Source organism: Ruegeria sp. AE3, from assembly GCF_056542225.1.
This window is the reverse complement of sequence record NZ_JBQFZL010000002.1, coordinates 234,214-261,110: the sequence shown is the minus strand read 5'-3', so window position 1 is coordinate 261,110 and position 26,897 is coordinate 234,214. Positions and strand designations below refer to the sequence as shown.

General features: G+C 56.2%; 23 protein-coding genes. 6 read left to right on the top strand and 17 right to left on the bottom strand.

Going from position 1 to position 26,897, the window contains the following annotated elements:
• Window positions 1-13 precede the first annotated feature (13 nt).
• Genes ACR0NZ_RS08080 through ACR0NZ_RS08055 form a run of 6 tightly spaced genes read right to left on the bottom strand, consistent with a single transcriptional unit; the run spans window position 14 to window position 8,365 of the window.
• Complete coding sequence (locus ACR0NZ_RS08080; protein ID WP_480518126.1) at window positions 14-3,040, bottom strand: type I restriction endonuclease subunit R; 3,027 nt, start codon at window positions 3,038-3,040, stop codon at window positions 14-16.
• The gene (locus tag ACR0NZ_RS08075; RefSeq protein ID WP_480518124.1) at window positions 3,037-3,669 is read right to left on the bottom strand and encodes a retron system putative HNH endonuclease; all 633 of its coding nucleotides are present in this window, start codon (window positions 3,667-3,669) and stop codon (window positions 3,037-3,039) included. Before ACR0NZ_RS08075 ends, ACR0NZ_RS08080 begins: the two co-directional genes overlap by 4 nt.
• Entirely contained in the window at window positions 3,666-4,916 is a 1,251-nt protein-coding gene (locus ACR0NZ_RS08070; protein ID WP_480518122.1) for an AAA family ATPase, read from the bottom strand. Before ACR0NZ_RS08070 ends, ACR0NZ_RS08075 begins: the two co-directional genes overlap by 4 nt.
• The gene (locus ACR0NZ_RS08065; protein WP_480518120.1) at window positions 4,913-6,115 is read right to left on the bottom strand and encodes a restriction endonuclease subunit S; all 1,203 of its coding nucleotides are present in this window, start codon (window positions 6,113-6,115) and stop codon (window positions 4,913-4,915) included. The genes ACR0NZ_RS08070 and ACR0NZ_RS08065 overlap by 4 nt, the downstream gene beginning before the upstream one ends.
• Window positions 6,112-8,115: a type I restriction-modification system subunit M gene (locus tag ACR0NZ_RS08060; protein WP_480518118.1), complete on the bottom strand. Its 2,004-nt coding sequence runs from the start codon at window positions 8,113-8,115 to the stop codon at window positions 6,112-6,114. Before ACR0NZ_RS08060 ends, ACR0NZ_RS08065 begins: the two co-directional genes overlap by 4 nt.
• Before the next feature lie 46 nt (window positions 8,116-8,161).
• On the bottom strand, window positions 8,162-8,365 hold the full coding sequence (locus ACR0NZ_RS08055) for a type II toxin-antitoxin system prevent-host-death family antitoxin (RefSeq protein ID WP_480518116.1): 204 nt from the start codon (window positions 8,363-8,365) through the stop codon (window positions 8,162-8,164).
• A gap of 439 nt (window positions 8,366-8,804) precedes the next feature.
• Between ACR0NZ_RS08055 and ACR0NZ_RS08050 the strand changes: the two genes are divergently transcribed.
• Complete coding sequence (locus ACR0NZ_RS08050) at window positions 8,805-8,927, top strand: hypothetical protein (protein WP_480518114.1); 123 nt, start codon at window positions 8,805-8,807, stop codon at window positions 8,925-8,927.
• A 151-nt stretch (window positions 8,928-9,078) separates the two neighbouring features.
• Here ACR0NZ_RS08050 and ACR0NZ_RS08045 read toward each other — a convergent pair whose 3' ends face one another.
• From ACR0NZ_RS08045 to ACR0NZ_RS08030, 4 genes are all read right to left on the bottom strand, one after another.
• Window positions 9,079-11,490, bottom strand: a complete 2,412-nt coding sequence (locus tag ACR0NZ_RS08045; protein ID WP_480518112.1) for a bifunctional DNA primase/polymerase — start codon at window positions 11,488-11,490, stop codon at window positions 9,079-9,081.
• Window positions 11,483-11,746 carry a hypothetical protein gene (locus ACR0NZ_RS08040; RefSeq protein WP_480518110.1) on the bottom strand — a complete coding sequence of 88 codons (264 nt, stop codon included), beginning with the start codon at window positions 11,744-11,746 and terminating at the stop codon, window positions 11,483-11,485. The genes ACR0NZ_RS08045 and ACR0NZ_RS08040 overlap by 8 nt, the downstream gene beginning before the upstream one ends.
• Window positions 11,739-11,957 (bottom strand): helix-turn-helix transcriptional regulator, encoded by a 219-nt coding sequence (locus ACR0NZ_RS08035; RefSeq protein WP_480518108.1) that lies wholly within the window; start codon window positions 11,955-11,957, stop codon window positions 11,739-11,741. Before ACR0NZ_RS08035 ends, ACR0NZ_RS08040 begins: the two co-directional genes overlap by 8 nt.
• Window positions 11,958-12,261: 304 nt before the next feature.
• Window positions 12,262-13,452 carry a tyrosine-type recombinase/integrase gene (locus ACR0NZ_RS08030; protein WP_480518106.1) on the bottom strand — a complete coding sequence of 397 codons (1,191 nt, stop codon included), beginning with the start codon at window positions 13,450-13,452 and terminating at the stop codon, window positions 12,262-12,264.
• Window positions 13,453-13,844: 392 nt separating this feature from the next.
• Between ACR0NZ_RS08030 and ACR0NZ_RS08025 the strand changes: the two genes are divergently transcribed.
• Window positions 13,845-14,759: a DUF5655 domain-containing protein gene (locus ACR0NZ_RS08025; RefSeq protein WP_093032292.1), complete on the top strand. Its 915-nt coding sequence runs from the start codon at window positions 13,845-13,847 to the stop codon at window positions 14,757-14,759.
• A gap of 97 nt (window positions 14,760-14,856) precedes the next feature.
• On the opposite strand, the gene ACR0NZ_RS08020 is transcribed toward ACR0NZ_RS08025, so the two are convergent.
• Complete coding sequence (locus ACR0NZ_RS08020) at window positions 14,857-15,207, bottom strand: hypothetical protein (protein WP_480518103.1); 351 nt, start codon at window positions 15,205-15,207, stop codon at window positions 14,857-14,859.
• 612 nt (window positions 15,208-15,819) lie between these two features.
• Here ACR0NZ_RS08020 and ACR0NZ_RS08015 point away from each other — a divergent pair.
• Together ACR0NZ_RS08015 and ACR0NZ_RS08010 are read left to right on the top strand one after the other, a co-directional pair.
• Window positions 15,820-16,887: an HNH endonuclease gene (locus tag ACR0NZ_RS08015; protein WP_480518101.1), complete on the top strand. Its 1,068-nt coding sequence runs from the start codon at window positions 15,820-15,822 to the stop codon at window positions 16,885-16,887.
• Window positions 16,888-16,906: 19 nt separating this feature from the next.
• Entirely contained in the window at window positions 16,907-17,548 is a 642-nt protein-coding gene (locus tag ACR0NZ_RS08010) for an alpha/beta family hydrolase (protein WP_480518099.1), read from the top strand.
• A gap of 197 nt (window positions 17,549-17,745) precedes the next feature.
• Here ACR0NZ_RS08010 and ACR0NZ_RS08005 read toward each other — a convergent pair whose 3' ends face one another.
• The 6 genes from ACR0NZ_RS08005 to ACR0NZ_RS07980 form a co-directional block, all read right to left on the bottom strand.
• Complete coding sequence (locus tag ACR0NZ_RS08005) at window positions 17,746-18,222, bottom strand: helix-turn-helix domain-containing protein (RefSeq protein WP_480518097.1); 477 nt, start codon at window positions 18,220-18,222, stop codon at window positions 17,746-17,748.
• A gap of 621 nt (window positions 18,223-18,843) precedes the next feature.
• The gene (locus tag ACR0NZ_RS08000; protein WP_480518095.1) at window positions 18,844-19,506 is read right to left on the bottom strand and encodes an HNH endonuclease signature motif containing protein; all 663 of its coding nucleotides are present in this window, start codon (window positions 19,504-19,506) and stop codon (window positions 18,844-18,846) included.
• A gap of 139 nt (window positions 19,507-19,645) precedes the next feature.
• The gene (locus ACR0NZ_RS07995) at window positions 19,646-23,038 is read right to left on the bottom strand and encodes an AAA domain-containing protein (protein ID WP_480518093.1); all 3,393 of its coding nucleotides are present in this window, start codon (window positions 23,036-23,038) and stop codon (window positions 19,646-19,648) included.
• A 460-nt stretch (window positions 23,039-23,498) separates the two neighbouring features.
• Entirely contained in the window at window positions 23,499-24,140 is a 642-nt protein-coding gene (locus tag ACR0NZ_RS07990; RefSeq protein WP_480518091.1) for a hypothetical protein, read from the bottom strand.
• 763 nt (window positions 24,141-24,903) lie between these two features.
• A complete protein-coding gene (locus ACR0NZ_RS07985; protein WP_480518089.1) occupies window positions 24,904-25,194 on the bottom strand; it encodes a hypothetical protein in 291 nt (96 codons plus the stop codon).
• A gap of 96 nt (window positions 25,195-25,290) precedes the next feature.
• Window positions 25,291-25,533, bottom strand: a complete 243-nt coding sequence (locus ACR0NZ_RS07980) for a hypothetical protein (RefSeq protein WP_480518087.1) — start codon at window positions 25,531-25,533, stop codon at window positions 25,291-25,293.
• 170 nt (window positions 25,534-25,703) lie between these two features.
• Between ACR0NZ_RS07980 and ACR0NZ_RS07975 the strand changes: the two genes are divergently transcribed.
• Both ACR0NZ_RS07975 and ACR0NZ_RS07970 read left to right on the top strand, forming a co-directional pair.
• The gene (locus ACR0NZ_RS07975) at window positions 25,704-26,150 is read left to right on the top strand and encodes a thermonuclease family protein (protein WP_480518085.1); all 447 of its coding nucleotides are present in this window, start codon (window positions 25,704-25,706) and stop codon (window positions 26,148-26,150) included.
• A gap of 178 nt (window positions 26,151-26,328) precedes the next feature.
• On the top strand, window positions 26,329-26,880 hold the full coding sequence (locus ACR0NZ_RS07970) for a hypothetical protein (protein WP_480518083.1): 552 nt from the start codon (window positions 26,329-26,331) through the stop codon (window positions 26,878-26,880).
• The last annotated feature ends 17 nt before the right edge of the window (window positions 26,881-26,897 follow it).

The following is a 26,897-nucleotide window of genomic DNA, read 5'->3' as shown; positions in this document are numbered from 1 at the left end:
TTGCCACTGAGATTCAACTGCCCGCAGAGCTGTTGAGCTTCCGATAAGCTTCTGACGACAGCCAACCCGTCACGACCTTCTGAAATGATTTGTCGTTCATAAAACGCGCGAAGATCTCTTCGTTCTGGTCCATTCGCTCTACAAAAAGCGCTTCCAGCAAATTCTTGAAGACGAGCTCAAACTTGTCGCCAGGATTGACGGCCGCAGCCTGTTTCAATTCAGCATCGGAGATCGCCGCTTCTACGATTTGGTCAAAGAACAGTTGGTCTGCCTGATTGAAGTCAGTGCCGAACCGGTCGTTGACGACATCGATGAGCCGCGATAGCGGAACTGCTTCGTCGTGCAACACGCCGGTTCCGACCTCGGAGGGCCCATCAAGCCTTGTGGCCTGACCGTCGCTCAGGCTGATCGATCCTTCGCTAATTTTTTGCAGCCGGTAATATTCGAGCCGTAGCTCGTCATCGAACTGATAGGACGGGCCGGTGCCGCGCTTTGGTAGCTTGGTCACAAGATGCCGCAGAAAGACATACAGGCGTTCCAGGTCCGTGTCTTGATAGGGAATGATCTGGCTGAGGAACCCGTAAAGGCTACAGAAGGCCATCAGCTTACCTCGCCAAAGCTCGGCCTCGTCGGGCCTGTCCTTCTGAAGTTCTTTGAAACGGGCCACACACGGATCAAGTGCGGCGTTCATCAACTGATGATCGTTCGGGCTCTGGCGCTGGCGGGGCTTGAAATAGACACCACAGAAGCTTGTAACGTCCGCACTGACGTAGACACCCTCGGCGTCCAGTTCGCCTTTGATCTCATACATTCGGGCAGGGTCGACGTCCTCGCCGACCTCCGCGCCTTCATAGTAGGTCTTGAACGCCTCGCGGATTTCATCGCGTTCATTGACGAAATCGAGGACGAAGGTGTCCTCCTTTAGCGGATGGATACGGTTCAACCGGGAAAGCGTCTGCACCGCCTGGATGCCGGCTAGCCTTCGATCGACGTACATCGTGTGTAACAATGGCTGGTCGAAGCCCGTCTGGTACTTCTCGGCGACAAGCAGCACTTGATACTCCTGAGTGGCAAAGACGTCTGGCAGTTCCTTCTCACGTACGCCGAGATTCATACCCTCCTCGGTGTAAGAAACGTCTTTCAACTTGTCGTCTGTGACGATACCGGAGAAGGCCACTAGCGATTTGATCGCATAGCCCTTCTCCTTCACGTAGCGGTCGAAACTCTGTTTGTAGCGAACTGCTTCCAGGCGCGACCCCGTGACAACCATGGCCTTCGCCCGGCCACCGATTTTGTGCTGGGTCGCGGCGTGAAAATGCTCGATCATCACTTCGGTCTTCTGGGCGATATTGTGTGGATGCAGCTTAAGGAACCGTGCCAGCGCACGTGCAGCCTTCTTCCGCTCGACGTTCGGATCGTCCTCGCTCGACTTGAGAAGCCGGAAATAGGTAGCGTAGCTCGTGTAGTGCTTCAGTACGTCGAGGATGAAGCCTTCTTCTATCGCTTGGCGCATAGTGTAGCGATGGGCGGGTTTTCCGTCGCGCCCAAATACCTTGAGCGTCTTGTGTTTCGGCGTAGCAGTGAACGCGTAGAAACTGAGGTTTGCTTGCCTCCCGCGTTTCGCCATGGACCGATAAAGCTCGTCCATGTTGTCCTCTTCATTCGCGGCCATGGCTCGCGCAGCCTCTTCGCGAAGGCCTTGCCCGCCGAGAACTTCCTTAAGGTCGGTCGCCGTCTCGCCACCCTGCGAGCTATGCGCCTCATCGATGATCACCGCACAGCGCCGCATCTTCAGGACCCCGCCGTCGGCATCGCCGCGCTCTTCAGCCAGTTTGGCCAACTGACGAGAGACGAAAGGGAATTTCTGAAGAGTAGTGATGATTATCGGTACGGCACTTTCGAGTGCCTCCGCCAGCTGGCGCGAGTTCTCGTCGATCTTCTGAACAACGCCATGCTTGTGTTCGAACTGGTAGATCGTGTCCTGAAGTTGCTTGTCCAGGACAATGCGGTCGGTGATAACGATCACGCTGTCGAAAACGCGCGAGTTCGTATGATCATGCAGCGATGCAAGCCTGTGCGTAAGCCAGCCGATGGTGTTGCTCTTTCCGCTGCCGGCCGAGTGCTCGATCAGATAGTTGTTCCCTACCCCTTCTTTTAGCGCTTGGTCGACCAACGACCTGACCGCTTCAAGCTGGTGGTAGCGCGGAAAGATCATAGTTTCCTTCTTGACCCTTCGCCCTTGGTCGTCGCGCTTCTCCTCGACCTGGAGATGGATAAAGCGTGCGAGGAGGTCGAGAAGGCTGTCTCGCTGCAGCACCTCTTCCCACAGATACGCCGTCCGGTAGCTTCGCCCCTTGGGGTCGGGCGCATTACCGGCGCCACCGTTGTCGCCTTTGTTGAAAGGCAGGAAGTGGGTGGCCGCACCGGCAAGCCGCGTCGTCATGAACACCGTGTCCGTGTCGGCCGCAAAGTGGACCAGCATGCGCCGCTTGAACTCGAAGATCGGCTCGCGGGGGTCGCGATCATGCCGGTACTGGTGCAAAGCGTTCTCGACCGTCTGTCCGGTCATCGGGTTCTTGAGTTCGACCGACACTACTGGAATGCCGTTCACACTCAGTGCGACGTCCAGGGACTTTTCTGAGGTCCTCGAGAAGTGCAATTGCCGTGTAAGCCCGACCCGGTTGGCGGCATAACGAGCTTCCAACTCAGGGTTCAGCCCATGCGCCGCCTTGAAGAAGGCCACCCGCAGAGTCTTGCCATAGCACTTGAAGCCGTGACGTAAGGTGGCCAGAGACCCCTCCCGGTCCATCCACTTGGTCAGATCGGCAAGAACTTGGGCGCCGGTCAACTCCCCATGAAGTGCCTCCAGAGCCTTCCATTCCTTCGGCTGCGTTTCTCGGATGAAGTCGAGGACGGCCTCAGGGAAGATGGCACGATCACGGTCGAACCCTGACGCAGGTTCCAGCACCGCCCCATTTGCGAGCATCGTTGCTTCGATGACGGTCTCGAAAGCCCCTTCCGAATGTCGGGCGTGGTTCATGCAGCTACCCCTCCGGCTTTCTTCCGCAGAAACCAGACAGCGACGGGGCTGAAGGAAGCAAGGTTTTCTGCCCCATCTGTGCGTCGAACAATCTGCGCCTGTATGTTCCGGCGCGCCGGCGGTGTTGAGCGCCACCAATTCAGTATTTCGTCCAATACCACTTTCCTGTTGCTCCTAAGACGCGCCAAGTTGAGGTTCAGGACTTCATTCAGCTGGCCGTTGAAAACATCGTCTGCGCTTTCAATCCTGCCGTCCGACAAATACCGGATGCGCGCTTCAATTGCATGCTCAGGATTCGCAGGGTTCCATTGCAGTTCCTGATCCGCCTTTCGTACATCACAATGGTGACCAACTGCGGACTCGCCATCTCCGCCGCGGCATGCACCCAAGAGATTGGCATAGGCGAGTTGTTCATCCGGAAACATGGCCTGGCATCGCCAATGCTCGATCCGCATTGATGCTCCATCGGCCCGAATACGCCCCGTGCAATAACAGCAAAGACCTCGCTGCTCAGCGACCAAAGCAGTGCGAAGGTCGTCCTTCTGGGCGTAGTTGTCGTAGTTGCTATGCTGCTGCAAACGATGCTGGAGAAGGCTGTTCGGCTCTGCGCCTTTCGCGATTGCTCTCAAACCTCATCCTCCATGAAGTCGAGCAGCGTACGCGCTCTCGTAACCTCGGGATCATCCTCGCCGATCTCTGACGACAGCGCGTCTATCGCAGCGATTGCCTGCTCCCGCTTCCCGTCCGCTATCAAACGGGCAATGATCCCGATTTGCTCCTCCACATTCGTGTTCCTGGGAGCCGTTTCCATCAATTCTTCGAGCACGCGACTCGAGTCGATTCCGAAGGAGTATTCGGGCGTGAAGATCTTTCCTTCCCGGATGATGCGGATTTTCTCGTGGGGAACTTCCCCGATTATCTGTGGCGAATGCGTAGTAGCGATAAACTGGCACGCCGGGAACGTCTCCGTAAGCTGCCCAACCACCTTGCGCTGCCAAGTCGGGTGCAGATGCAAATCAAGTTCGTCGATCAAGACGACGCCCTTTCCATCACGGATTGGGTCTTCGAGTTCGGGGTTGGCCTGTGACAAACGTCTTGCAAGGTCGAGAACAAGCGCAAGCATGCTCCGTTCGCCGTCCGAGAGCTGACGCACATCCAGCGTAGTGCCCTGCTTGTCGATCAAGAGTCTTGGTCGATCATCGACTTCGGCACGAAGGCCACTGCAATCCGGAAGAAACCGGCTTGCAGCCCTTTGAAGTGCATCGAGATGAAGCCTGGCGCGTGGCAGCTCGCTGGAAAGCTCCTCCTGCGCACGCATCCAGGAAGCAAATTCAGCAAGGCGCAGCGGTCGCTCGGACAAAGCATCAGCATAAGCCGCAGCTTGACCGCCACTTGCGCGGCCGGAGCGCGGTTGTTCATCGGATACAAGCGAGCGGCGGGTCGAAAAATAAACAGCGACTGGTTGCGATTTCGCGGTCTTGAGCGCCCTGGCCTCTACGTTTAGTTCCGGTGAAAGCTCTTCCCTGTCCGGAGTTTCGAACGTGTCTTGCCGGACTGATCCCGGCTTGTCAGGTTTGTGCTCTTCTCTCTGCTTGAGGAGCAGATAGCGATACTCCTCACCCGAGATTTCTAGATCGAGATCGATCTGCAGAAAATCAGCGCCTATCTGGATGTCATCGAGGTCAAGTGCATCCGGTCTTGCCCGGCTGGCGGTGAATTGCGGCACAAGACGCGATAGACAGATGCGAAGCGTTTCAAGCGCTGTTGTCTTTCCTACCCCATTGATGCCGACAAGTAGCGTGAAAGCAGGATCGAATCCGAAACTGACCTGATCAAAGGCGCGGACATTAGCAAGACTGAGCTGTCTGATCTTCATGCCGCCTCCGGGATTTCGATCTGGCCGGTCACGGCGGCTGCGATCAGGGCTGCGCGGCGCTCTTTTAGCAGGGCGATGGAGTTCTCGGTCGCGGTGCGGAGGCGGTCGATCTTGGCGGTCTCGGTGTTGATGTGCTCGACGATTTGATGCTGTTCATCCAGTGGCGGCAGGGGCATGAAGATGTCTCGGAAACCATCCCAGTAGAGGCGCAGCCGATCCCAAGTGATCCCTTGAGAGTTGCGCCCGCACTCGGCGCTGAACGACGCTGTCCGAAAGAGCTGACCGGCATAGTCTTGAAGAACCTCTGCCTTGGCACGAGCGACAGTGTAGTCAGGGCTCACGAGGCCATCGACAGGTGCAACGCCGACAGCGCCCTGCCACATGCGCATCTTGTTGAAGGCAATGTCGCCTTCGCGAGCGACCTTGTAGGTGTTGAAGTCTGCAGCCGTACCTTCGATCCTGTCGCTCGAAAATTCACGGACGGCGACGCCCGCATTGATGGAGACCTCCAGCAAGGGCAGTTCAGGTTCGTTGCGCTCGTCACGTTGGGAGAACAGGGTCGCAACCCGGCGGAAGTCCCAATGCGCGGGGATATCGCCAAGCCAGTCGATACCTGATGGGCGCAGGGGCGCGTCAGGGTCGAGGCCGCGCATGACGGCCTCGGCAACGATAGCGCGCCGTTTCTCGGCCATCAGGTCGAGGAGCTTCTGTTTGGCAGCAATGATGCCGTCGATGTCAGAGGTTTCGGCAGCAAGGAACCGCGAAATTGCCTTTTGGGTGGATCTTGGCGGAACCGGGATTGGAAGGTTGGCAATCACATCAACGGCAATACCGGGTTGCGCTGCGGATTGCGAATACTGGTTCAAGTTCATAAACGTGAGGAGCTCACCCAGCCAGTGAACTTCTGCGTTGCCTTGAACATCCGCAACAATCGCATGCTCGGAAGCCCAGAATTGGCCAGAGGCGTAGTTTATGTTCCCGCAAAGTGCTCCCTGTCGACCAATGAGAACGAAATCACCGTCGCGGTTGAAGCGGTCAGTGTAGCCGCGGAGGCCGTTTCCGCCGAAGACGGGATATTCACCTTCTTCGCGAATTTCGGCGGACGTTATCGCATCACCAGCGGCCATCCGAGCGACATACTTCAGCTTCTTGAGGATCCACTGATCGGGCAGAACGGCTGTGGCGGAAACAACGTTCATTCCGTCACCTCCCGCAGAAGGCGCAATATTTCGTCCTCCGCCTTCTTCAGGTCCGCGTCGATGTCGACCAGCCTGCGGGGTGGCATGAACTGATAGAAGTGGCGGTTGAAGTTGATCTCGTAGCCGACCTTGTCCTTGCTCCGGTCCATCCAGGCATCTGGCACATGCGGCAGAACCTCACGCGCAAAATAGGCGTCGATATCCTCTTTCAGGGTCACGTTCTCGAAGTCGCGCAGGTCGGGGTCGGCCTCGAATCCCTTGCCTGCTTTTACCCGCTCGGCGTCCGGATCCTTCTCGGTAAACACGTTGCGGAACAGCTTGACCTCAGGCGCGCGCCAGCGGGACTCGCGCTTCTTCAACAGCTTCTCAATGCTCCCCCAGACCTTGTTCCAGTCCAGTTCCGGCTCGCGCCCCAGCGCCTGGTCGATCGCTTGGATGTCGTCGAGAAGATGCGGTGCCGCGTCTAGGAAGCGGGCCTTGTCCTCGACAGTCATCCGGTAGCGCAGCCGCAGCGGACGCTCGACGGTGACGCGGGTATAGCCGAAATCGGCATTGTCGAAGATCTTGGACTTGGCGTTCTGCGCGTAGCCGCCGTAAAGGCACACAATCTCGGCGATCTGATCTGGTTCGTCCGGGCGATCATCCCCTTCGGGCGCCTTGCCTGCGCCGATCTTGCGGCGCTTGTCGCCCTGGCTGCGGCCCATGGGCATCCAGATTTCGCGGGCGTCGACCAGCTGGATGGTGCCTTTGCGATGACCGGGCTTGTTGTTGGTAACGATCCAGATGTAGGTGCCGATCCCGGTGTTGTAGAACATCTGTTCCGGCAGGGCGACGATGGCCTCGAGCATGTCGCGTTCGATGATCCATTTGCGGATGTTGCTTTCGCCTCCGCCTGCGCCCCCGGTGAATAGGGGTGAGCCCGAGAACACGATGGCCGCCCGCGAGCCATACTTCTGCGCCTTGGGTTCCAAGTCCTCGAACTTCGAGATCATGTGCTGCAGGAACAACAGGGAGCCGTCGTTCACGCGAGGCAGGCCAGCGCTCCACGGGCTGTCCTGCGGGGCTTTCTCGTGCCGCCGGACGATTTCCTTCTGCTGTTTCTTCCAGTCCACGCCGAAGGGCGGGTTAGCGATGAAGTAGTCGAAGGTCTGCCCCTCGAACTTGTCGTCGGTGAAGCTGTCGCCGTACTGGACGTTCTCACCGCCGCCGTTGTGGTCGACCTGCTTCATGAGCATGTCGGATGCGGCCGTCGCGAAGGCCCGCTTGTTGTAGTCCTGGCCGTAGACGTAAAGCTTCGCTTCCTTGTGGTGATCGCGCATGTAGCGCTGCGCCTCGGCCAGCATGCCCCCAGTGCCGCATGCCGGGTCGAGCATGCGCATGACCGTGCCAGGTTTGCTGAGCACGTCGTCGGCATCCATTAAAAGAAGGTCGACCATTAGGTGGATCACCTCGCGCGGCGTGAAGTGATCGCCCGCGGTCTCGTTGGCCAGTTCGTTGAAGCGTCGAATGAGGTTTTCGAATACGAGGCCCATCTGGTCGTTCGGCACCCTGTCAGGGTGCAGGTCGACATCGCAGAATTCCTTCACAACCAAGTAAAGGATGTTCGCGTCATGCATCCTTTCGATTTCGACGCCGAACTCGAAGTATTCGAAGATACGGCGAACGTTGGCCGAAAACCCGTTGATATAGCTCGTCAGGTGACTGTGGATGTTGTCAGGATCACCTTTCAGCTTCTGGAAATCCAGCGGCGAACGGTTATGGAACCGGTGACCGGCGGCCCGATTGAGAAGGCGGTCAAGGGCGTCGTCCTCCAGCTTGCCACCACTGCGTCGGGCATACTCCGCCAGAACTTGGTCCTTGGTGTCAGCCAGTACGCAATCAAAGCGACGCAAAACGACAAGCGGCAACATCACGCGCTCATACTGGGGCGGGCGATAGGGCCCGCGCAGGAGGTCCGCGATCTGCCAGATCAAGTTCGCCAGGTCCGAGTGGCTTGCCATGTCGTCTAGTCTCCTGCCGGTTTGTCCGGTCTGTTGTTCTGATTAGTCAGTCTTGCTGACTTGCACGGCCAGTGTGAACCGCGCTCGCAGCGTGTTCCTTGGCCATCGCCGTCAACCGCTCAAACTCTTCGATTGCCATCACAACGACGACCGACCTGCCGTATTTCTCAATTGCGACCGGTTCTGCCCTTGCAGTATCGATAAGCCGCCCAAATGCGTTCTTCGCATCTCGCGCCGACATCCTCTGCATAGATCAACCTCTCCCCTCTATTGGAGCTATTTTAGACATATTTTTCTGCGAGGTGCCAGATGCCTGGCGGAGCCAGGACCTGTTTTTGGTTGCCCGCAGGTGAGATCGCCCGCAGAGCCTCTCAGATCGTCCAGGATGGCCCCTTTGCCCTGCGGGTGGGCCACAGCCTAGCCCAGCGCTACCCGCCCTGGCCGGCCGCTGACGTGGTCGAAGCGCGGATGTAAAAGGGTTCCCCAGCCGGGCCGACAAGGGGCGCATGCAGGCCTTCCAGGTCGCGTCTTGGCGTGAGCGCGCGGAACTGGTCGAAACACTCGAAGACGACCGCCTGCGCGAACTCGGGCGGCGCATCGTGTTTCTCGAACACCCAGAGTAACTACGACCCGAGCTTCGTCAGGGCCTTGAGACCTAGCTGCACAATCGGTTGCACGGGCGCGAAGGCGTGGAGGCCGGACGCACAATCGGAGATGCGCGCACCGATCTGGACGGCATCGACGCCGACGAAACCAACGTATCTGCAATGCAAGCAATCCGACGCTGGATGGAGAACATCGGCGCGGGGTAGCCGAAAGTGGCCGGCGCGGTTGTGACAGGGTTTGACCGGTTAGCCGGGTTAGCGCCGCCCGCGTGCGATGGCAGGCAAAACAAACCCGGCATACCCGTTAAACCAGTGGGGCCGGCAATGCCGACCCCACCGGTGTGTCATGACTGACCTTTTAGAACGGTGCATCGATGGCCGGCGGTGCCCCTGGGGTTTCCAGCCGATAGCGTTTCACACCCGAAGGGTCATCTTCGCAGCGCAGGACACGCCCGCCGACAAGGCGGTCTTTGTGCTTTGACAGGTAGCGTCCGACGCTGCGCGTATTGAAGACCTGCTTATAGGTCCGCTCCGCCAGAGCCTGATGCAGCGCTGCTGCTTTCGAACGAGGAGACTTGGCTGCCTCGTCCGCCAACTCCGCCAAGATGACCGAGCGTCCACCAAGCGCTTCAGCCCACAGTTCAAAAAGCTCGGCGAGCTCGTTTTTCCGCGGGTAATCCGCGATGACACTTTCGCGCGTAACGGCGGGGTCTTCTTCACCGAGCCAGACCAAGGCTTCGCGGACCAAGTTCCAGCCTTCGAAGGACCCCATGGGGATCATGCGATTAGGCTTGCCGGCCACGACATAGGCGCGCAGCACCGTCAGTGCCGCCGTGACGAGGCGCGGGCGGTCTACCAGAACCTCATCGATCAGCTCGAACGAATGGTCGATTTGGTCCGGCCGCTCAACGCCGGTGTCGATGCGACAAACCAAGGTGCGGCGCCCCAGGTCCCCGACGACTTCGAGGTTGTTGCCTGTCGCCATGACCAGAACGTTGGTAAGAACCTGTTTCATCTCGGACTTGCCGAGAATCCGCGAGGCGATCACCTCGGACGTCAACATCGAACACAGCGTATCGCCGCCGAGCGGGCGCTCGCAGTTGTCGATTACCAACACGGCGTCCCCGGCCATCAGGATGCTCGCCAGGCGCTTTTCGTCTTCCTCCGGCGTTTTCCCCTGCGAGATGATGGTCGGCTTGTAGCCGGAGGCGATCACACCGACAGCCTCGCACATCAGCGTTTTGCCCGAACCTGCCGTCGGTGCGTCGATCGCGAACAGCGGAGAGGACGGTAAAACACGGCGAATCACCGAAGTCACCACCGCAGCCAACAGCACCGACCAGTCGGCCGGGGTCGGCAGCTGATACTCGCGAAACGGCTTCTTCAGAGTCCGCATCGCCTCTTGCGCATCCGCAAGGGTCGGCGTTTCGGGGACCTGGGGAAACACCACGCCCCCGGGATCGTAGAGCAGGCCAGACGCAACATCATATCCGGGTTCCTGGAGGATCGTACCGTCGACCCGCATCGTGGGACAGGACACGACGCCCCGCAGTACCGGTGCGCGCCATTCGCCAACGCGCGCCAGCAGGGCTCGCGCGTGTTCAGTGGGCGGATTGATGGGGTAAGGCTCCTCCTTGCCGTGTTTCATCCAGACTGCCGAGATCGCGAATTTCTCCCGCAGCCAGGCCACACTAACAGGATGGATAAGCAGCGCGCCGCTAGGGCGTTTGACGCCGTCATCACCCTCGCTGTGCGGCAGGCGCACGACGCGCACGAGGCTTTCACCCCGCTGATAAACGCCAAGACCGGCGGCGAGGAGGGCCGCCTCTGCTTCATCCACCTCCGCAGGCAGGTTGCCCCCGCGGATGAAGATAACCGGCCGGTCCGAGCGCACGCCACGTTTTGCGACGCCGTCGACGCCGAGCCACTTGCGCATCGCCGGCTCTGCCTCTTCGATCCCCAGGCGGGAACAAAGTTCAGGCAATCCCCACGTTCCCTTGCCCGCGTCAATTCGGGCGCGGGTCGCGGATGATTTGCCGCGGCGCTTGTTGGCTTCCTCATCTCCTCCAAGAGTTGCAACGCACTCGATCAAGTCGTCGATCAGTTCGTCTTCGAAGTCCGCGCGCACCAGAACACCGGCCAGCATCATAGCGATTTCGTCCCGCTCCCCCGAAATAATCGGATAGGCCATCGAAACCACAGATAGCGTAGCGATTACCCCACAATGCTTCAGAAGCTCTTCAGGTTCGACCAGCGGTACCGAGATCGCGCCAATGTGCCATTGAACTTTCTCACCGCTCGGATGGGTCGACGGCGGGAACATGGTCTGATGCCCGTCGCCACGTACCTCGAGAAGCATGGCACGGTCTGCGCCCAGCTTGGTCGCAGCTTCTTTCGGAAGCTCGAAGGTATAGCGCCCTTTCTTGAGTTCAGCCTTTATGATGCGGTGACTATGGGGTGACCCAGGCCGGCCAAAGCTCGGGAGTTCAAAGAGCAGAATCTTGGCGAGTTCAGCGGCTTCGCGGCAGTCAAAGTCGATATCGACCAAGCCACTGGAACGCTCGCCAAGCGCGATTCCTACGTTGCTGTCATCAGAAAAGGCAGCCTGAATTTTGGCCTCAGTCCATTCCCGGGGTTCTTTCCATTTCCCGGCAGGCGACTTCTTAAGAGGGGGGAGCCGAAGCGGCTCCCAACCCAGTTTCACATATTCCATCGCCGCACCAGCAGGTGAGGACATGGAGTCGGAGAGGCGCACAGGATGCTCAGTCATGGCGCACCTCCCGATCTTTGAAGATGTTTTCTTCTAGCCAGTCTTGAACGTCGGCGAGCCGGTACCAAACATGCCCAAGGTCCTCGCAGTACTTGGGGCCACGTCCAGTCACGCGCAGCTCTTCCCAGTACTCTTTGCTGGTGACCGTCAACTTCGAGAGAGCGCCCTCGTTGATGATCGCTTTCTCACGGACGTCATGCGCAATGACCATCACCGTAAAGAACGTCATTGTGATGCGAGGGATTTCGTCAGTCATGGATGCCTCCTGCTATGAAGGCGTCCAGGTCAGATTTGCGGTAGCGAACCCGCTTGCCGCCAATCTTGTAGTAGCGCGGCCCCTTCTTGAGATACCGCCACTTTTCCAGCGTACCTACTTTGACGTCCAGGTACTCGGCGGCGTCCGCCGTTGTCATCCAGCCGTTAGAGGGGTCTTCTGCGCGAGCAGAGGTGTGGTTGAGTACAGCCATGGGCCATCTCCATTTTCATGGCCTGCGGCAGGACAGAGTCCATGAGCCGATCAGGCGAGATTTCAGGAAATGACTACGGCCTTGGGTTGGCCCGCTGTGCGGGCACTTGACGTTCGTTTAAGGGAGCACCACGCTTGCGATCCCACCGACCTAGATCCGGCCTAAGCTCACCGGCCTTAGCGAGTGTCACGTCGCCTTTAGGGCATTTTCTCCTAGGTTGGGTCCTTGCTATACTGCTGGCTGAAAACTGTCAATAAGCCACTGTTTTAGATTGCAAAATGCGCCAAAAGCCAACTCAGAATAACTAACCGGCCTTGCGCTTGGGCTGTGCAGTTTCAGTTCCCACACCTTGCAGGATTTTGGCCGCCACCAAAGAAACCGGTCCGCGCAGCCGCTCCAGGTCGCTTACAATGTAACCAGCGGTAACGTCGCCCGACAGCCGGTGGTTCAGGAGCCGCTTCAAGGCGTAGTGCGGAATATCCAGGCTTTCCGCGATAGTGATAAATGTCCTGCGCAGGTCATGCAGGGTGAAGTTGACACCACTCCGTTCCGTAACGCGCGCGGTGAATTTCTTGGTCTCGACGATGTGGCCTTTCTTGCCCGTACTCGGGAAGACCCAGGCCGATCGACCAGCCTGCTTTTTCCGGTTGCGCAAAAGGGTTACCAGATAGTCGGCCAACGGCAGGTCGAGAGGATCACCGTTCTTGGTCCTGGGGATATGCAACGCGCGCTCTTCCAGGTTCACTTGCTCCCAGCGTAAGGCGGCGATCTCATTCCGCCGCATGCCGGTAAACAGCGCGATCAGCAGGAAGTCGCGTGCGTAGTCAGGCTCTTCCATCACGGCCGCCCACCAAGCCGGCAGATCATTTGCAGAGACTGCACCGCGCCGGCGCCGCTCCGGGTACCAGGCGCGTGCCTGGGTCAGGATATTGACCGGGTTCGGCGGGAATTCGTCATGCGCCGCAGCGGTCACATTATATACGGACCGTAGATGCCGCATGACATTGTTCGCAGTGACTTCGCCGTGTTCCTTGGCGATACGCTGATGGCGTTTGAGCACCATCTGACGTGTAATGCTGGTGATTGAGGACCGCTTCCAGTCCTTCAGGTAAAGGTCTGCAGTACGCTGGTAGCTTTCGCGGGTGCTGTCCGCGAGACTGCTGCGGGTTTCAAAGAATCGATCAAAGGCTTGGCCGAGCGTCAGGCTTTCCTGCGCCACCCGGCGCTTTTCGGCGTTGGGGTCGACACCGGCGGCCATCTCGCTGAGTATGCCTAGTGCCCGCTTGCGCGCTTCATCCACCGGTACGGCGTCAGCACGCCCGATGGTTACGCGGCGTGTACGACCTGCTACCTGACCTTCAACATAGAAGACCTTTGACTGAGCTCCGACACGGACTCCGAACCCGCGGAGTAGCTCGTCACGGTAAAGGACTTGGCCCTTTTGGGGATGAGGAAGCGCCTCAACGGCGCGTTTGGTGAAACGAAGTGATGGCATTGAGACCTCCTGTGGCCTCAACTCAACTTAAGCATGAAATCTCGAAAAAACAATCATTATCAGATACTTATCGTGCTTTGTCCGGTGCTGTCCTGCGTGCGCGCGCATGAGCCGGGATCTGCAGGATCACCGGCTAAAGAGTTAGTTGCCTCGAACGTGTCTTCGGAGCCGACACTAGCTGGTGATGTTCCAGACCCGTGCAGATGGTTCCAAGTAGGTCGGTAGAGACGGTGGACCGAGGGAAGCCTGAGGCGCCCACACGTCTATCGCCGTGCATGGGGTGGGGTCACCGCCTAACCGCCTTTTTTCAAACGAAAAGCCCGGCTAAGGTGTTCGTGAGAACCGCAAAAGCAATAAGCGGGAAACGAGATTCTTGAGGACGTGTTGAGGCGATGGCAGACATTAAGCTTTTCAAGCTCGGGGCGAATTCGGTCGACGAACTCGACGGCCGGGCAGTGGCGCTCGAAAAGTCACTGCAGGATATCTTTGAGCGAAATTTGGAGCCGCTGTTGGGGGTCCGCTTTCTGGCGTCCGAATACCGAACGTCCAATCGCGGCCGCATGGACACGCTTGGCATCGACGAAAACAACTGTCCCGTCATCATCGAGTACAAGCGCAGCACAAACGAAAACGTCATCAACCAAGGTTTGTTCTACCTCGACTGGTTGATGGACCATCAGGCCGATTTTCGGATCCTGGTGATGGACACTCTGGGCAAGGAGGTCTCCGATCAGATCGAGTGGTCAGCGCCGCGTTTGATTTGCATCGCCGGGGACTTCACCAAGTACGACACACATGCCGTCAATCAGATGAACCGCAACATCGAGCTGATCCGATACCTGCGCTTTGGCGACGATCTTTTGCTTCTGGAGCAGCTGACTGCAGCATCGGCCGAGCCGACGAAAACCACCTTACCCGACAACGGCAAGCCGAAGCCCGGCAACACGGTGTACAAGACTGCAAGCGAATATCTGGCGCAGAGCGACCAGGGGCTGAAGGACCGTTTTGAAGCGGTAAGGGCCTATCTTCTGGCACTAGGGGACGACGTTCAGGAGAAAACCCTTAAGTTCTATTTTGCGTTTCGGCGGATCAAGAACTTCGCCTGCGTCGAGGTTCGGCCTCAGACCGGCAAGGTGCTGGTCTACTTGAAGGTTAATCCGGACACCGTCGACCTGCAGGACGGGTTCACACGCGATGTTCGAAAGATCGGTCACTTCGGCACCGGCGACCTTGAAGTGACGATTTCAAGTGAAGCCGATTTCGAGCGCGCTAAACCGTTGTTCGACGCCAGCTACGAGGCCTCATGAGGCCCTGCCAGAACTTCTGACCGGAAAATAGAAAACGGGCCGGTCGATGCCGGCCCGTAATCTTTTGCGATCTTCTGTCCTGCGGGTGAGCCGCGTGTCAGATGACGACTCTTGTGATTTCTCCCAGGGCCTTGAACAGGCCGTGGAAGTCCACGTGACCAGGACGATACCAGTAGTGAGAGCCGTCATTGCGGGTCGCGTAGCGAAAACCCAACTCTTGAAGGCGCTCGACGGTGATCCGCCCAGAAACTGCGGACGCGAGGAGGTACTGTCCGCACCGATCAGTGCTGAGGCCACCGAGCTGTCCAATGCGCTCGTGGAAGATCATCACCTGGACGGCGCCCGACTCTACGTAAAGGCCATCGACCGATTGCAGGGCTTCAACCGCGTCAAGTGCCGAAGAGTCCAGTCGAGTTATGGCCAGGCCGTTTGGATTGAGATGAAACATTGGTTTCCCTTTCCTGTTTCAGGTCTGCGTTACCCAGGAAGTGAACGGCCGCACGCGGGATGGTTGCCGCGCAACGAGCACCCACTTAACCTTGGCTTTTATAAACGGACATCGGACCGGACCTCTGGTCAAGTTCCTGATCAAAAACATAATTTCTCGTCCGACATGGTCTGGCTTCAGCCGGCTCTGTCTGGGAACACTACAGAAGTGTGCCGCTCCAAGATCCTTCGAATAGGCCGCTTTAGTCACTCATTCAGCGGGGCGATTCGCGGATTGGAGAAGAGCTCACAGCACGCTTCAGCGGGCTAGAACGGTTCGTCGTGCCTTCTTCTTGTTGGCTCGCGGAAAACAGCGAGAGAGGGCGGACCGAGAGCGCGCAAGCGCACCTGGCAACGGGGGAAGCCGTGCATGGGGTGGGGTGGCCTCGGTTTGCCGTGTTTGCAGGGTTTGACGCTGCCAGTGCCACTGGCTCAATAGTTGTTCAAAAGGGCCACCATTCTTCGGTACGTACCGCGCGGCGCTTAACGGCGACCTTATTCGAGACTTTACCCGATCCTGGCCGGCGGGCATGGTCAGAACTCAAAGCGTCCTGGGGTCTTGAAAAGGTCATTCATGTCTGTCTCTGAAGCCATCGAATTTGTCTGCGACGTCTTCTTCGATCCAACGATCGAGCACCCCGATTGCGACGAAAAAGTACGGAACATTGCTAGAAATTACCGAGCCTGGGCTCGTGCATTCACACACACCGGGAATTTGTATGACTTTCTCAAATTCCTCGAAGGTGCCTCCGACACGGTAGTGTTTTCCAACCAATCGCGCCTTGGACTGAAGACAATTACTGAACTGATCTCTGAATTCGAGATGAGATTCACGAACGAACTAGCTGACCGCCTTGATGCAGACGGCTTGCAGGTTGGAGAGACGTACCCAACGCATATGATACACGCCATATGTGGCAGCTATGACCTCAGAAGTGGTGGAATTCTGCCCGTATTCGATAATGTTGGAGAGGCAGAGTTCGTTGCAATAAAAGCCACTCTAAGCGGCGGCACCTATCCTAATGAATGGATCGAGCGAGGCCGAAAGCTTAAATACTTCATGAAAGCGATTAGCGGGACCTTTAAAGAGACTTATCAAGACAACGCTGCGATCATCAATAACCCCCAGAATCCAGTTCTCGTCTTTGTGCGCGGTACAGATAAGGAAAAATTTACCTACTGGGGTCGCTTCTTTCTGTTTGCAATTCACACGGAAACCGACGGCTCGAAATGGTTTGAGCTGGTCGATTGGTCAAACGGTTTGGGCGACCTTCCGGCCGCAACCGCGGCGCAGTCATCCCTGGATGAACAAGTTCAACAGTCTATGAAGCTTGATCCAGAGGTGCGACGGAAGCGCCTTGCTGAAGCTCCACGGCAGCCAGAGAAGCAGAAGGCGACAACAACGATATTCAAGCGAAACCCAGACGTTATCGCGGAGGTGCTATTCCGCGCCAATGGCATCTGCGAAGCATGTCATGAACCAGCCCCCTTCAACCGCCTGTCCGATAGGACGCCTTATCTCGAAGTCCACCACAAGATACCACTTGCAAAGGACGGCGCTGACACGGTTGAGAACGCCGTTGCGCTTTGCCCAAACTGCCATCGTCGCGAGCACTCCGGACCGGCCGTTTGGCCCCATTGAGCCGTTGATAGGAAACCCCATGCCGATCGAATTCCTGGAGCTTGGACCAAAATCAGCAAGCGCAACCATCTTGTTTGCGCACGGCGCCGGTGCGCCGATGGATTCAACTGCAATGACCGCCATCGCGGAAGCTCTTGCCGAACAGAGTCTAAGAGTTGTTCGGTTTGAATTCTCCTACATGGCAAACCGGAGAACTGAGGGCACCAGGAAGCCCCCACCACGCGCCGAGAAACTGAACTCAGAGTACCTAGCCGCAATCGACGCGCTCCATGTCGATTGCCCGCTGATCATAGGCGGAAAATCCATGGGCGGGCGTGTCGCCAGCATGATTGCTGATGCACTGTTTGAAGCGGACCGTATCGCCGGGTTGCTCTGCGTGGGCTACCCGTTTCACCCGATTGGAAAACCCGACAAGCTTCGCACTGAACACCTGCAACACCTACGGACCCCAATACTGATTTGTCAGGGAACACGCGACCAGTTTGGCTCGAAGGATGAAGTCAGCGAGTACGAGCTGTCATCGGCGATCCAGTTGCGTTGGTTTGAAGACGGCGATCACGATCTAAAGCCGCGCAAGCGCGTCTCTGGCCATACGCATGCGGATCACATCACGTCTATGGGCGCGGCGGTTTCAGCTTGGGTCGGAGGTCTCGTTGGCTAGAGAGCACTCGGCGCGCCGGGTTTGGTTGGGCTACCTGCAGCGCGCGGCCAGCATTGGAAATGGGGCAGCTATATGACCGTTAGGCACGCGGGACGAGATGAATTGGATAGCGCGTTGCGCCGCTGTGTGATAGGCGAAGGGCGGGAAACAGCTTTGAAGTTACTTCACGGATATGGAAACCGTGAAGGCCGATCAGGCTACAATGCTGAATTACCGGCCGGGTGTGGACCCCGGTCGGCTTCCCGCCCCTCCAACCGACTACGGTACAGGTAGTCGGTATCTCTTGGCGCCATATCGTTTAACCGACGCACGAGTGGCTCGAGGTTAAACTCAGTACGTTTGCCCCGATGCCTTGTTGCCGGAACCTTGTGGCGTTCGACCAAGCCAAGCTTCTCCAAATTACGAAAGCTGCGCTGCACTGTCCTTTCGTTCACGCCCATGCGCTTGGCAATTGTCGATGCTGATGGAAATGGGCGGTCGTTCACTGCCCATCGATGCATCGTAATGTTCAACAAAACAATCAGTTCGGTTGCACTGACACCCAGTTCATTTTGATACTTAAAGATCAAATCCGGAACGGCCTGGAAACCTGCACGGCTAGCCTCGCCGTACTTGGCATACACCGGCATGCTCCTGATCCGATCGGGTGAGTGAACTTCGTCGTCTTTTGTCATGTTGCGTTTTTGGCAGAAATTTTGGCATGAGGAAAGCTTGTATCTTGGCTTACCGACACTGATGTCGTTTTTTGTGCTTTCTTCATCATAGTGCGATCGACGACTTACAATCTGAGGCTGTGTCTCAACAACTTGAGCAACTGCATCTTCCAGACCGAAGTTGCCGTCAGTGGCCGCGGGATCTCAACCAGACTCGACTCAGTATAGACCGCACTGGTACCATATGTGCCGTGGAAGCGTCTTCTTACCGCAAGCCCTAGCCTGAAACGCGGCGGGCAACGGCCCGGGAAAGGAGGTGAAAGCCCATGGCTAAGTCCACACGTAAGATCGGACGTAGCGCGATCACTGGTCGCTTTACTTCGGTCACCACGGCTCGACGCAAGCCTAATACGCATGTCGTCGAAACCGTGAAAAAGTCGAAAGCTCGTAAGAGCAAGTAAGCTTCAGGGCGGTTCATTCTTGACGGGGTGCGCCGCCCTGTTTCCATTTTGGCACTTTGACCTTTAGGATTCAATGTTTCTTTTCAGTGCCTTATGCGGGTTGGAAAGTTGGATTCTTTCAATGACTTAGCTCAGAAAGGGCTGAACGCCGATCTAGAGTCGCGACGCATGTGGTCTCGGATCAGTCATCAATGTTACCGCACCAAGCACACCGAGCGCCGTTCCACATGTGTACTCCACATGCTGGGCAGGGGCTGAATCTGGGATCGTCGCTTCCTATGAAAACACCCTGGCCGTAAGGTCCCTTAACTAACTGACCGGATATCCATTTGATTGGAGTCACTTTGTTTTCTGGGGTTCTCAGTTTGCCAAGTGTACTTTCACAAACCACGATGAAGTCTTGTAGAAGATTGATTGCCTCCTGAGAAAAACCCCGCTCTTCAGCCAGCTCGATCAATCCTTCGGCTAGTTCCACAACTCTCTTGTTCGATCGATCTTCAACGAATTTTCTGGCCTTTTCTGCGGCTCTTTTTCCCGCTCGTAGCTCTTGAGATACAGCCAACGTATTTACATTTCTCGCACCCCTCGTCCGATTGCACCGAGGGTGGGCCGTTCTCAGATTTTCATACTCTTGAAGGTCGAAACCACTATCCAGTTCATGATACTTCAATGCTTGCTTTAGTTCGTTTGGCTTGTTCTGGAAAGAATCTGGGATCAGGTGCTCAACTTCCGCATCTTTGTACAGAACTGGTTCACCGCAAATCCAACAACGTTCTCCGTGAGCCAAAAAGATTGCAAGCTTTTTGGCCCTTGCGTTGAGTATCTTTGTCTCTCCAAGTTTCATATTGGTCTTATTGCAATCTAGCGAGATAGGTGGGCCGAGCATGTTTGGCGCGAAGGAACGAGCCATGGAATCCTAACGAGAGTCGGCTCCACCTGAAAGTGACATTACTTAACAGAATGGCCCCAATGGGGCCGTGCTTCTATTTCTCACGGCCTCCCAAGCTTTGAAAGATCGTGTTTATCTCCGACTCCAAATGTTGGCCTCGATATACAAATGAAGTCTCGTGGCGCGCGTACTTGCCGTGTCGATCTGCGCTAAGCCAGTTGTACGATCCAATCGCCAACAGATCGCCGTCGACGGCTACGATCTTGCTGTGCAACCGAGGCACTTCGTGGAGACGCACGCCAATCTTGGTGAGCGTGTCTTTGGCCAACGACATTTGGGTTTGACCATCACTCGCCACATTGCCGTTCAGAAGTGGATCTGAGAATACATCTATGCTCGCACCCCGACCGATCGCCTTCTCAAAGGCAGTCAGGAAGCCGACGTTCTCCATGGTACGCGCAATGATCCAGGGGCTAACGATCGAGTATCGACGCCCATTGCCTGCTAGAGCATTGATAAGGAACGCATCGTGCTCAGCAGCATCGCGAAGCATCTGGAGCTCGCGGCTATCATCTTGAAGATCGCTCCTAGGCTCCGTTTCGAACTCAAGGGCGTTTTCCGTTGAGCTGAACAGGAAATCACCAAGCATCGAACGAGGTGATCCCGGAGGGGCGGTAGTCAGAACGTCCATGTCACCGAAAACAAGACAACTGTCTTTGGCGCGGGATACGGTAACGTTGAGCATGCTGGCCGATGCGTCGATGAAATTTCCATCCGCGTGCTTCGAATAGACCGGCGAGAAGATAACCACCGGTCTCTCTGCACCCTGTAGTGAATGGACCGTGCCGATGGTCATGCCGTCGCGCAAGTCTACCGAGATACCTCTGCTCGCACACGCAGTCCTGATTTCTCGCACCTGCCGGCCGAATGGCGTCACAACGCCAACGATTTGCTCGAGGCGCGCCCGATAGCGACTCTCCAACTCCGATCTATTGGCATCCAGCCACGCAGCAATCGTCCGAGCCTCCAACAGATTTGCGCGACTACTTCCCAGGCGAATTGCCCGCCCATCGACATGCAAGTATCCCAATCCTGGTAGCTTTGCGTCAGCTGGGACTGGGCCTCGAAGTGGACGCAGTTTCCCCTTGTAGCAAAGTGCATTGCTGTACCCGATGATCTCGTCAAAGCAGCGACGGTGTTCGAATAGATACAGCCCCTTCTCAAGTTCAGCATACGGTGAGACGTGGCAAGCCTCTTGTGCAACCCGCATAGCGCTTCCGGTTGTGGTGCAAAAACCTCTTTCCGACAACGTGTTCCATTCGTCATCATTCTGCAGCAGGCCAACCTCTCGCAGGTTCCCGATATCAACTGGCTTCGGAACAGATGAGATGGGCTCAATCTGCTGGGTGTCGCCAATCACGAGAGCTCGTTTCGCTAGAGAAAAACTGGCTCCGGCAACTTCCGGCAAGACTTGTCCGGCCTCATCTACAATCAATAAATCAATGAAGTCGTACAGGTACTCTTTCGCCCATTTGCCACCAGTTTTACGACTGTATGTCAGTTTTCCTGGCAAGCTGGCGAATGTGGCAACGGCACAAGGCGTTAGCATCATGCGTCTTTGCCAGCGCGGAACGAGTGTCGCCTTCCCTGTCTTGTTTGATGAACCTGTGATGCCCGCGAGGTCTTCCTCCATAGCAAGCAACCAACGTCCTTCCCAATAGTGGGTCGCGAGCAGAAAGAGTTTGAAGCGAATGCTGAGATCAGCGGCGCTGTCCAGGTCTTCTGAGGTATCGGCAACAGCAGATTTCGCTCGATCCCATTGGTTCTCAGCGTCCGCCAGCGATGAACGAAGACGACCAGCTTTTTCTAGGTCCTGTTCAGCTTGCTTCGCCGACAGCTCGGCAGAGCGAAGGCTTTCAGTTACACGAGCTTCCACATCTGTTACGCGGATGAACCCATCGGCGTCCGGCATGAACTCCTGGATTGCTTGTTGGGCCGACAGCACCCGTTTCTTCTTGATGGCTGGTAGAAAACCGAAAAGTGCTAAGAATGTAGACTCCGCCGCAAGATGTGCTTCCAGGGCGGTTTTTGCGGCCTTAATCCGTTCCCGGTTCTGCTGCGCCTCGGCGGCCGCCTTAGTTAACCCCTTTTCCGCTTCAGCAGGGCTCTCGCCAAGGACCGTCCTTACCGCCTCTTGAGCCTCTGCGAGGGTTTTGGAGGCCTGATCCAGTTCAGAGAGTTTCTTTTCCTCCTTTGCTATTTCACTCTGAATGGCATCTACCACTAGCTCTACGCGAGCTTCTGATAGAGCAGGAAAAGCGACCTGCGCAGCTTGTAGGTATTCCTCCTTGGCCTGTGAGAAGTACTCAATGCTCTCGCATGCTGTCTGAAAGTCCTCTGTTTGGTACTTCTTTGCTGCTTCTAACTTGCGAGAATGCGACGGAAGGAAGATTCCGAAACTACTGATATCGGGGAGCCACCGCCCGGCGAACGGTCCTTCTCCCTTGGCGAAGTCTTTCCCAAAAGCATCGATGATGTTTGTGACTGCCTGGTTGTTGGTGGATGCGGCAACGATGATCGGCGGATTGTCACCCTTGAGTGCCGCTTTGATCCAGAGGCTTGCCACCGCCGATAGCAGCATTGTTGTCTTGCCCGTACCCGGCGGGCCGTTCACAGCAATGACTTCTCCATGAGACGAAACATCAAGGTAAGCCAAAACCTGGCGCTGATGCTCCGATAAAGGGAAGTGTGGGTTGGAGTGGCCTAGGCGGCGACTGAATTCATCCTCTACTTTAGGGTCAGGAGGGGATGTCGTTTTGCGAGGCGCAGCGACTTGTCTCAATAGCGGCGCGTCTGGTTTTTCACTAAGCAACTTATCGTACAGGTCCAAGATGTTGCGGATTGTGGCACTGGCGTCTTCCGCTGGCTCCAGGAAACCGAAGCCCATTGACTGGTAATCTTCGTCGCCATTCGGCCAGCCCTCTGCGACAGCATCAACCATCTTGCGACAATGGCCGAGGTATTCTGGCCATGAACCTTCTACGATCATGTCAGGCAAAGGTGTCTCGGTCAGAAAGTCATCGAGATCGTCTACACTGCCGATTGAAAACTCGCCGGACGGAAGTGGTGACAGCACATCTCGCGCCAGAGCATTGCGTACGGGTGTGATCTGCCCGTCGCGATCGATTGTTGCTTCTGTCACAACTGGCGCGACGATCTCAGGTAAGCCATCAACACGAGCTGCGCCGTGAGACGACTTTCGAGTCATGACGAGCGGCCAAAATCGTACGGCAACGCTCTTCGCTGACTTCTGTCCACCAAATACTCTATCGAGCATTGCGTCTGGGAGTTTCCCTGAGCGGACAGTCTCCCCGGATACCTCGATGAAACGTTTCCGGTCTCTTTGGGTGAACTTACCGTCCCCTAGCGCACTGTCGGCCAGAGAAACACGCCAATACTCGAGGATCTTCTCAACGTCTTTGTCCATAATTCGCTATTGTCGTCGCCGGCTTGTGCGGTTGGGTGTTTGGGGAGGCGAACCGATAACTAGGCCAGGTCAACGATTCGAACGATTTTGTCTGATTTGAAATTCTAGCTGATTGATTTGCAAAGATTATGGCGACCGAGGGTGGACGTAGCCAGGACAAATAGGCCCCGGCCTCGCTTAATGCCACGAACTACCTTCTGAATCTCCTGAAGCGTGCAAGAGAGCGTGAACTGGGTGGCCGCCTCCCGTCATTAGCAGCAAGAGCCGTGCATGGGGTGGGGTGTGCCGGGTTTACCGTGTTTGCCGGGTTTGGCAGCGCTGCGGCGTTGCAAAAAACCCAAGGTTGCCACACTGGACCTTGTGCTCACCTGTTACCTATAGGCGGCTAGCAGGAAGCACCTGCCGTGTCCCGTCGAATGAGTTTGGGACCGGCGCGCTAGTTAGCCGACGCCGCCCCTACCTAAGCTTGCAGCTGAACGACGAGAGCTGCGATACCCGACAACATCAGAACGAAGACCAAGAACAGGACCAGGGCGATGATCACTGGACCTGCTTTCCCAGGAAAGCGACGCGCGATACTGCCAAGCCGGGCAGATCTCGTTATCGCAACGACGTAGAGCGGCAAGGCGCTGACCAACGTGGCATAAAGATAGGCGCCCGAGATGTTCTCAAAGAGCGCCGATCTTGCAAGCGTAGGAGCGACGACGCTCAATGCCGTGATGCGGCTGCCGGCGAAGGAGCCGAACCAGTCCGCAGATAGGACGTATATTAGAGCGTGCAGCGTTACGAACGCAGCAAGCCTGGCACAGATGTCGACTAGTACAACTAATGCCGGGTCTCGCATTCCAGGTGACTTCGTGTTCATCCAGGCGAACAGGAAGAACGAGATGTAATTCACGATGAAAACGACCGGCAGGCCGTTGGTGATTATCTGACGAAGAAAACGTGACAGGGCAGGCCCACCGTCAAGTAGCATGGCGCCAAAGCCTGGTCGGGTCACGACGTAGAGGAGGACCAATGGGATCAGAGCCGCTAGACTCACTAATGCAACATTGCGCAGAAAGCGCGTGAAGGGCAGTTCAAGGGAAAAGAGCCGGTGCATATGCGCTAATCTGCCGTCCCGCCGTTGTCGGTGCCCTTTTTCGTAACGCCGGCGCTTCGGTCCGCCAAATGCAAATCAGACCCTAGCATCGTCGATACGGGTTCTTGGCCGATAGGTCTTCGCGCAATTGACAACTTGCACCTACATGACGCCTGGGTCGGCCTTTGCAACGCCCGTCTGCGCGGTCGCCGGTATGTCACTAGTAGGGGATTAGTAGGGAATGTACGTCAAACGTTCTACTGCGCGGTCCAACACCGGCCAAGATAGGTTTCGGAAATAGTCAAGCAATCGTAATAAGTTAACTGGTTTAATAGGACTTCATCCGGTTGTGTCCAACTCATGGACGGCAAAATTCGTAATGATGGGGTCGGGGGTTCGAGTCCCTTCAGCGGCACCAGCTTTTCTAATTAAATACACTAAAATCAATGGTTTGATGTAAGTGGTACAATCACAGTCCACCTCTGAATCCACCCTTAACGAACTGCGGGTCGAGAAATGCACTTCAATAGCTTTAAGTCAGAATCTTCAGCTGCTCTTGATGTCGTTGGCCTTACATGCCCAAAACTGACAACATTAACGAGTTAGCGCTCATGTTGAGTTTAGAGCGCGAGTTTTTTCATTTTCTCCCTGTGGACTGGGCGCGCTTGTATCGGGCGCGCCTCTTTTTTGGCTCCTAAAAGCTCACAAAAGCTGTTCTTCCCCTCCAAGGGGAAGATGCTGAAAGAGTTGGCAATGATTCCGTCAACCTCAGCTTCCGCTACTGTCACAGTGCCATAGAGCGCCGATAGCCTGTCAGGCCCAACAACGCCCCGAGAAGCAATAGACCACTTCCGGGCAGCGGCACAGGCGTCACATCTGAAACTGTCCATGTACCAGCGCCGGTAGTCTTGACGTTGCTAATCACGTCATACCCGCAAGTCGATCCGGGATCTTCGCTTCCCCCATAGTAGGCGTAGCCTGTCCAGCAGGTGATGTTCAGGTTCTGGTCGAAGGTAAAATTCAGGTCTGATTGATAGATGCTGTTCCAAAACCACTGGTCAAATTCACCAGCCAATGTGAGCCAAGGAACCCACGCAAAACTTACACCACCGAACCCGGACACCACCGGATTGTGGGGAACTGAAGATGTTTTGGAAGCAGCGGCGACGGTTCAGGTTTCTGTTGCATTGTATCGGTCGGATTCATCGTAAAAAAGTCTTAAGGTCTGCCCCTGTAGGTCCGGTGCCTGGCTGTGATCGATGGTTATTGATCCAACCAAAGGCGTCGTCTGATATCCCTGCGCCGCTAGACAGGACGGACAGGTCCACGGATCACCAACATAGTCGTATTGAAGTGTCAGCGCATTGACCGCATTCGCAAAACACACGGCCAGAGCCGCAATAATCAGTTTCATAGCAATTTCCCCCTCTAATGCGACAAGCCTTTACCAACAGCGGTTTTTAGAGCAACGTCTATAAGTCTGTGTAAGAAATAGGCTTTATTATCCCCTGTGAGGGAAAATGCGAAACCGACGTACAGACCCGCGATACCTGTGCTCTACGGGGTTAGCCCGAGTTTCTTCTTATGAAGACGTCGGATAGAGGTGAAGAGTTTGCGCGGATTGCCTATATCGTCGGAATGAAACGCTTACTTTTGCTTTTGATCCTTCTTGCGCCATCTGCTAATGCCGCCAGCCTGCATGTGCGTGACGCTGACACGATTGTTGTCGATGGAACGCCGGTTCGACTGAATGGCGTCGATGCCCCCGAACTCGGGACAAGGTCAGGTCAGGACGCAAAGCGCTGGATGGTGAACTATCTGCGCGGCAAGACCATTTCGTGCGATTTGAACGGTGAACGTACGCACGACCGCTGGGTTGGGGTGTGCTATGCCGACGGCCAGGACATAGGGGCCGCTGTTATCGCCGCTGGGCACGCGTTGGACTGCCGTAGGTACTCAGGTGGCCGATACCGGCACTTGGAGACGGCAGCGGCTAAGTCACGGCTTAGACGGGCGGGTTATTGCAGGTGAAATCTATGAGGCAATATCTGCTCTGCGGACAAAGCCGTCATGCACTGCGCGCCATTCAAGCGGCCGTTAGCGCTCATGTTTGACCGAGATCAAGGGGCCAAGAAGCTGAAAGTAGTAAATCTTACACACGCCGGCTTCTAAGTCTTTTCAAGGAGTTGTAAACACGGGGTTTTTCATAATGCGTAGCAATTTCTTTGTACTGACTATTTTGCTTGGTCTATCAGGTGCGGCATGTATGGCTGATCCAGCTACACCAAGTAGCGAACGTGTCGCAAATTATGGAAGCTGGTCAGTTGTTAAGAAGCCTGCGACTTACGTTATTGCCGAAACTGGGCGACGCGGCAGGTACTATCTTTGCAGTGCAGCTCTGTTTGCTAAGAATGCTTCGTTAGAGTTCGAGGCAAAAAACGACAAAGCGTGGTCTGTCTACGTTGCCGCGCTGGGTTGGAATTACCGTGGCGGCATCAAGGGATTAACGCTCAAATCAGGCTCACAGGAGATAAGGATCGGTCAAGCAATGTATGGCGGCCCAATGATTTCAGCAACAAGCCATACCTTGGGCGGCGGGCAGCCGATAGGAATAGGCAAGTTGAAAGCACTTATCGCTCAGAGTCAGCCGATTTCCATTCATGATAGTGCAGGCCGAAAACTGGTGACTTTTCCGAACAGCGGAAACGATCTGAAAAAGGCGTTTGACCAAGCAATCAAATGCACTTTGACCAACTTATGATGGTCGAAAGGGGGCAC

Excerpts from the sequence above, each read along its gene's own strand:
- ACR0NZ_RS08080 (WP_480518126.1), bottom strand. The coding sequence starts at position 3,040 with ATGAACCACGCCCGACATTCGGAAGGGGCTTTCGAGACCGTCATCGAA.
- ACR0NZ_RS08070 (WP_480518122.1), bottom strand. The coding sequence starts at position 4,916 with ATGAAGATCAGACAGCTCAGTCTTGCTAATGTCCGCGCCTTTGATCAG.
- ACR0NZ_RS08065 (WP_480518120.1), bottom strand. The coding sequence starts at position 6,115 with ATGAACGTTGTTTCCGCCACAGCCGTTCTGCCCGATCAGTGGATCCTC.
- ACR0NZ_RS08060 (WP_480518118.1), bottom strand. The coding sequence starts at position 8,115 with ATGGCAAGCCACTCGGACCTGGCGAACTTGATCTGGCAGATCGCGGAC.
- ACR0NZ_RS08055 (WP_480518116.1), bottom strand. The coding sequence starts at position 8,365 with ATGCAGAGGATGTCGGCGCGAGATGCGAAGAACGCATTTGGGCGGCTT.
- ACR0NZ_RS08045 (WP_480518112.1), bottom strand. The coding sequence starts at position 11,490 with ATGACTGAGCATCCTGTGCGCCTCTCCGACTCCATGTCCTCACCTGCT.
- ACR0NZ_RS08040 (WP_480518110.1), bottom strand. The coding sequence starts at position 11,746 with ATGACTGACGAAATCCCTCGCATCACAATGACGTTCTTTACGGTGATG.
- ACR0NZ_RS08035 (WP_480518108.1), bottom strand. The coding sequence starts at position 11,957 with ATGGCTGTACTCAACCACACCTCTGCTCGCGCAGAAGACCCCTCTAAC.
- ACR0NZ_RS08030 (WP_480518106.1), bottom strand. The coding sequence starts at position 13,452 with ATGCCATCACTTCGTTTCACCAAACGCGCCGTTGAGGCGCTTCCTCAT.
- ACR0NZ_RS08025 (WP_093032292.1), top strand. The coding sequence starts at position 13,845 with ATGGCAGACATTAAGCTTTTCAAGCTCGGGGCGAATTCGGTCGACGAA.
- ACR0NZ_RS08020 (WP_480518103.1), bottom strand. The coding sequence starts at position 15,207 with ATGTTTCATCTCAATCCAAACGGCCTGGCCATAACTCGACTGGACTCT.
- ACR0NZ_RS08015 (WP_480518101.1), top strand. The coding sequence starts at position 15,820 with ATGTCTGTCTCTGAAGCCATCGAATTTGTCTGCGACGTCTTCTTCGAT.
- ACR0NZ_RS08010 (WP_480518099.1), top strand. The coding sequence starts at position 16,907 with ATGCCGATCGAATTCCTGGAGCTTGGACCAAAATCAGCAAGCGCAACC.
- ACR0NZ_RS08005 (WP_480518097.1), bottom strand. The coding sequence starts at position 18,222 with ATGACAAAAGACGACGAAGTTCACTCACCCGATCGGATCAGGAGCATG.
- ACR0NZ_RS08000 (WP_480518095.1), bottom strand. The coding sequence starts at position 19,506 with ATGAAACTTGGAGAGACAAAGATACTCAACGCAAGGGCCAAAAAGCTT.
- ACR0NZ_RS07995 (WP_480518093.1), bottom strand. The coding sequence starts at position 23,038 with ATGGACAAAGACGTTGAGAAGATCCTCGAGTATTGGCGTGTTTCTCTG.
- ACR0NZ_RS07990 (WP_480518091.1), bottom strand. The coding sequence starts at position 24,140 with ATGCACCGGCTCTTTTCCCTTGAACTGCCCTTCACGCGCTTTCTGCGC.
- ACR0NZ_RS07980 (WP_480518087.1), bottom strand. The coding sequence starts at position 25,533 with ATGAAACTGATTATTGCGGCTCTGGCCGTGTGTTTTGCGAATGCGGTC.
- ACR0NZ_RS07975 (WP_480518085.1), top strand. The coding sequence starts at position 25,704 with ATGAAGACGTCGGATAGAGGTGAAGAGTTTGCGCGGATTGCCTATATC.
- ACR0NZ_RS07970 (WP_480518083.1), top strand. The coding sequence starts at position 26,329 with ATGCGTAGCAATTTCTTTGTACTGACTATTTTGCTTGGTCTATCAGGT.